Origin of the sequence: Anaerophaga thermohalophila DSM 12881, assembly GCF_000191885.1 — a bacterium.
GTDB classification, from domain to species: Bacteria; Bacteroidota; Bacteroidia; order Bacteroidales; family Marinilabiliaceae; genus Anaerophaga; species Anaerophaga thermohalophila.
In genome coordinates this window covers 1-3,507 of record NZ_AEWI01000076.1, presented here as the reverse complement: position 1 = coordinate 3,507, position 3,507 = coordinate 1, and the positions used below count along the sequence as shown (strand labels likewise).

General features: G+C 33.9%; 5 protein-coding genes. All 5 read left to right on the top strand.

Annotated features, from left to right (window positions below; all coding sequences use genetic code 11):
• Nucleotides 1–82: 82 nt before the first annotated feature.
• The 5 genes from ATH1_RS19680 (at nt 83) to ATH1_RS0115080 (ending at nt 3,475) form a co-directional block, all read left to right on the top strand.
• Nucleotides 83–463, top strand: a complete 381-nt coding sequence (locus ATH1_RS19680) for an InlB B-repeat-containing protein (protein ID WP_010423493.1) — start codon at nt 83–85, stop codon at nt 461–463.
• Nucleotides 464–467: 4 nt separating this feature from the next.
• Nucleotides 468–923 carry a hypothetical protein gene (locus ATH1_RS21975; protein WP_010423491.1) on the top strand — a complete coding sequence of 152 codons (456 nt, stop codon included), beginning with the start codon at nt 468–470 and terminating at the stop codon, nt 921–923.
• Between the two features lie 163 nt (nt 924–1,086).
• Nucleotides 1,087–2,061 (top strand): FRG domain-containing protein, encoded by a 975-nt coding sequence (locus tag ATH1_RS19675; RefSeq protein WP_010423489.1) that lies wholly within the window; start codon nt 1,087–1,089, stop codon nt 2,059–2,061.
• A gap of 176 nt (nt 2,062–2,237) precedes the next feature.
• Complete coding sequence (locus ATH1_RS0115085; RefSeq protein ID WP_010423486.1) at nt 2,238–3,146, top strand: hypothetical protein; 909 nt, start codon at nt 2,238–2,240, stop codon at nt 3,144–3,146.
• Nucleotides 3,125–3,475 (top strand): hypothetical protein, encoded by a 351-nt coding sequence (locus ATH1_RS0115080; RefSeq protein WP_010423484.1) that lies wholly within the window; start codon nt 3,125–3,127, stop codon nt 3,473–3,475. The genes ATH1_RS0115085 and ATH1_RS0115080 overlap by 22 nt, the downstream gene beginning before the upstream one ends.
• Nucleotides 3,476–3,507 lie beyond the last annotated feature (32 nt).

The following is a 3,507-nucleotide window of genomic DNA, read 5'->3' as shown; positions in this document are numbered from 1 at the left end:
GTTCTTAGGGGGGAAGGGAGGATTTTACTCCTCCTGACCTACCCGGTTAAACAAGCTAAAATAACATCAAAACATCAATAATATGGCAGACACATATAGAATAGGTAAGGATGGAAAAAAAGTTACCTTTCCATCAAGTGGATACACATATCGGGAAGGAAAAGATGGACGTATAGTTGCATTTCCTTCCTCTGGCTACACCTATAGAGAAGGTAAAAATGGACGAATAGTTGCGTTTCCTTCTAGTGGTTATACTTATCGAGAAGGAAAGGATGGACAAGTTGTTGCATTCCCTTCCTCAGGTTACACCTATAGAGTAGGCAAAGATGGTCGAGTAGTCGCATTCCCATCAAGTGTATATACTTATCGAGAAGGGAAAGATGGACGTGTAGTTTCATTTCCTTCCTCTGGTTATACAAATAAAGAAAATAAAAGCGGACGAATAGTTCCTAAAAAACTTTGAATTTATGGATTATCAAGAATTAATATCAAACGGACAGCCATTTGTCAAATCAAAAATTGATGGTGACTTTGAAGGTTTTGATGACGGAAAACTTTTTCCACTTTATAATGGCCAATACTGGCTGCAAAAAAGATACAAATATTGGTACCATTATTCCTATATGGCTAAAATCACAATCTACAAATATCAAAATAGATTTTACCTAACTAAAGACGGGAAAGAAAAATTTGTAGAAGTTGAGTTATTAAACAACGTGATTAAATCTACAATAGTAAATGACTTTAATGGTTGGTCAGGTGACACATTGTTTGAATTAGATAATGGTCAAATTTGGAAACAAGACGCTTATGATTACGATTATAATTATTCCTATCGACCAGATGCAATTATTTATCACGATGGATATAATTATAGGTTAATGGTAGAAGGAAAATCTGTCCAAGTCCGACAACTAAAATAGCCAGTTTACAACATTGTATAAGAGCAATAGCGGGTGAAGTAGTAAAATCAAGGTCTGTGCATTTAAAAAACTTTTGTGGTGGCGGACAGGTAATCGCCTTAAAATCCGCTACTGCTCTTATACTTGACCGTTGCCTGCAAGGCAAACCAAAAACCAAATAGCCATGAATAAAATTAATTCAGTTTCAGAATATGTTGAAAGAATTGTAGAAAAGACAATTTCAACAACGGAACCAACTGATACCGAAATATTTTGGTTTAGAGGGGAAGGGAGTACAAAATTCAAAACACCTTTAGTACCAAATATATATAGAAATATAATTGAATCATCAGGCAAGGCAGGCAATCCAAATTACACATCAAATAAAATCAGGACAATAGAACGAAACATTAGCTCTGAATTTAAAAGACGTTCTCAAAGATATATTTCTTTAAAAGGAATTGATAATACTTTATGGAATCGCTATTTCTTGATGCAACACTATGGTATAAACACTAGACTTCTGGATTGGACCGAAAATGCATTATTAGCTTTATTCTTTGCAATACATGATAATAGTTTTGAAAAGGATGACTCAATAATATGGATTCTAAATCCCTTTAGACTAAATGACTATACCATAAAAAAAATAGGTAATACTCCTCCAATTATCAATAATTCCTATAAAATAATACCCCAAGGAATTTCAAATGATACAAAAACAGAATTATTTAGCCAAGTTGGATTGCTAAGGCTAAAAGAATTAACTAGAAGATATTTAATCATGGATTTTAATGAGTTGGACCAAGAAGAAAATGACAAAGACTGTTATTACCCTTTAGCCATAAATCCAACCTTTCTTGACGAACGTATGACTTCTCAAAAAACGTGTTTTACAATATTTGGAAATCAACTAAACGGTCTGAAATTAATTGAAAATAAGAAAGAAATTCTTGATAGCATCATCATTAACAAAACCCAAAAGAAACGCATATTGAAAGAATTAAAAATTTTAGGCATTGACCATGAAAGTATTTACCCTGACTTAGATGGAATAGGACGTTCAATACAAAAAGATTTCGAGACCAACCTGAAAGACCCAAGCGAATCTGTGATTTATTTTCTAAAAACATTACCAGATACAACAAATGATAAATAAAAAAAAGCCCAGCAGGCAACAAAGCTATCATACGCCAGCCGTGGCATCCACAGCATATTGAAGGTTTCGTTTTACCTTCAACCACGCGTTCAAGCTGATAAATCCATAGCTGGTCTGAAGCCACGCCCAGGCGCATATAGCCGGGGCGTTAGCGGTTATTAAATAAACAGAAATTTATGATTACGAATATTCCTACACCCAAAGAATTTGAAGATATTTCAAAACAATGCTTAACACAGGCCTTAAATCTATTGTTTAAGGTGTATGAAGACATTTATGAAGTCAAAGAATATGTAGATAAAGATGAAATATGGTCTCATAACGCAGGTACAATAAGAACTTCTCTAATCTTATTGCACCAAGGCATTGAAACAATTATGAAAGGAACAATATGTAAAACTTCACCATTTCTTCTCCTTGAAAAAAATAGAGCTGACTGGCCAACTTTACCTTCCAAAAGTGACAAAGAATTTGGAGATTTATTCACAATTTCAGGCGAAGCATTGCTTACAACTTATTGTGCGGTTGAAAACAAAATTACAATCGATAATGATTTAATCGCTTTCATAGAAGATGTCCGTAAAAAAAGAAATAATGCCATTCACGGTATCAGTGAAATCAAAACAACAGCAGAAGAGCTATTTGAGAATATTTTAAAGGCATTTACCTTCTTTTTCGGCAAAGATTCGTGGTTTGTATTTGCACGCGAATATAATTTAGTTGACCCGATTTTTGGTTTTAGCGGTGATGGCCTTGAAGAGTTCAAAATCCATACTTTATTAGATGTGGCCTTGGATATTATTGGCAGAAAAAGACTTAACAATTATATTTCATTAAATATTCAAGGACGAGGTTACTACTGTCCATCTTGCAAAAGAGAAATGGAGGAAATTGATTATCATGAAAGCAAGTGGGCATTTTTAAAACCCAATAAGCCAGAATCGGAAAAATTACAATGTGTAGTTTGTTCTTCAGAGTTTATCGTAAAACGTGAAGATTGTAATGACCCTGATTGCAAGGGAAACGTCATCCATGATTATGGTGATGAACCAACTTGTTTGACATGCTTTCAAGAACAATCATAACTAACGGAGCGGTTATTAAATTGAACCCAACAGACCAAATTTATACAATGATTGAAATAGTAAAAGAAGAAAAGCTTCTATTATTAAAATACTATTCAGATTATGGGGCACCAGACTGGATTGATGGACGCCTTGAAAGTAAAAAACCATTTAAAATCAAGGGAGTTTTTTGGGTTCAAGAATCAAATTTTCATGAAAAAGTTATAGAGGATTTTGAAGACCCTGAATACTATTTTGTCATAGGAAATTTGATAGGTGATTATTATCAATTAGATAGAAGTGTTTTTGGATGGATAAAACGGAGCATACCCACCCAAAAAACGGCCTAGCCAAGGTCTGAAAAACGGCCAAAAAAAGCGTC

Excerpts from the sequence above, each read along its gene's own strand:
- ATH1_RS19680 (WP_010423493.1), top strand. The coding sequence starts at position 83 with ATGGCAGACACATATAGAATAGGTAAGGATGGAAAAAAAGTTACCTTT.
- ATH1_RS21975 (WP_010423491.1), top strand. The coding sequence starts at position 468 with ATGGATTATCAAGAATTAATATCAAACGGACAGCCATTTGTCAAATCA.
- ATH1_RS19675 (WP_010423489.1), top strand. The coding sequence starts at position 1,087 with ATGAATAAAATTAATTCAGTTTCAGAATATGTTGAAAGAATTGTAGAA.
- ATH1_RS0115085 (WP_010423486.1), top strand. The coding sequence starts at position 2,238 with ATGATTACGAATATTCCTACACCCAAAGAATTTGAAGATATTTCAAAA.
- ATH1_RS0115080 (WP_010423484.1), top strand. The coding sequence starts at position 3,125 with ATGCTTTCAAGAACAATCATAACTAACGGAGCGGTTATTAAATTGAAC.